This window comes from Aquabacterium sp. A08, assembly GCF_011742065.1.
The window spans coordinates 1-569 of record NZ_JAAQQT010000274.1; the positions used below are offsets into that span (position 1 = coordinate 1).

Sequence of the window (569 nt, forward strand, 5' to 3'; positions counted from 1 at the left end):
GGCCGCGTGGCGCTGGCCAGCACCGCCGAGGTGAACGCCGCCGTGGCCGCCGCGCAGGCCGCCTTCCCGGCCTGGGCCGACACCTCGCCGCTGCGCCGGGCGCGCATCATGTTCAAGTTCCTGGAGCTGCTCAACCAGCACAAGGACGACCTGGCTCGCCTCATCACCGCCGAACATGGCAAGGTGTTCACCGACGCCCAGGGCGAAGTCACCCGTGGCATCGAGATCGTGGAGTTCGCCACCGGCATTCCGCAGCTGCTCAAGGGCGACTACACCGAGCAGGTGTCCACGGGCATCGACAACTGGACCATGCGCCAGCCGCTGGGTGTGGTTGCCGGCATCACGCCGTTCAACTTCCCCGTGATGGTGCCGATGTGGATGTTCCCGGTGGCCATTGCCTGCGGCAACACCTTCGTGCTCAAGCCCAGCCCCATCGACCCGTCGCCCAGCCTGTTCATTGCCGACCTGCTGAAGCAGGCCGGCCTGCCCGACGGCGTGTTCAACGTGGTGCAGGGCGACAAGGAAGCCGTGGACGCGCTGCTGGACCACCCGGACGTGAAGGCGGTGAG

Annotated in this window: 1 protein-coding gene; it reads left to right on the forward strand. The window is 67.8% G+C overall.

Features of this window, described 5'->3' with window-relative positions; genetic code table 11:
- A partial coding sequence (locus tag HA630_RS01555; protein ID WP_166832163.1) for an aldehyde dehydrogenase family protein occupies window positions 1-569 on the forward strand: 569 nt, incomplete at both ends.